Origin of the sequence: Streptomyces sp. SID12501, from assembly GCF_010550245.1 — a bacterium.
Lineage (GTDB): Bacteria > Actinomycetota > Actinomycetes > Streptomycetales > Streptomycetaceae > Streptomyces.
This window is the reverse complement of record NZ_JAAGLU010000563.1, coordinates 1-459: the sequence shown is the minus strand read 5'-3', so window position 1 is coordinate 459 and position 459 is coordinate 1. Positions and strand designations below refer to the sequence as shown.

The window sequence follows — 459 nt, the reverse complement described above, 5'->3', positions numbered from 1 at the left end:
CCGGACCGAGGCGACGGGGTTCAGCCGACGGGCGGCGTCTCGTGCTCGAGCCGGCCCTCGCGGTCCACCCGGGCGGCGCGCACGCGCGAGGCGATGACCGCGCCGAACGCGATGGCCGTCGCGACGACCGCGATGGAGAGCCGCACGACGTGGTTGGCGTCGTCGCCGACGGAGACGACGACCACGGCGGGCGCGATGAGCACCGACACGAGGTTCATGACCTTAATGAGCGGGTTGATCGCGGGCCCGGCGGTGTCCTTGACCGGGTCGCCGACGGTGTCGCCGATGACGGCCGCGGCGTGCGCGGGCGAGCCCTTCCCGCCGTAGTTCCCGTCCTCGATGATCTTCTTGGCGTTGTCCCACGTGCCGCCCGAGTTCGCGAGGAACACGGCCATGAGCACGCCGGACCCGATCGCGCCGGCGAGGAACCCGGCGAGCAGCCCGACGCCGAGCCCGAAC

At 73.0% G+C, this 459-nt stretch carries 1 protein-coding gene; it reads right to left on the bottom strand.

All coding sequences use genetic code 11. The features are described from left to right. Positions 1–20: 20 nt before the first annotated feature. The coding region (locus G3I71_RS47300; protein WP_203733151.1) for a sodium/proton-translocating pyrophosphatase at positions 21–459 on the bottom strand (439 nt) is incomplete at its 5' end.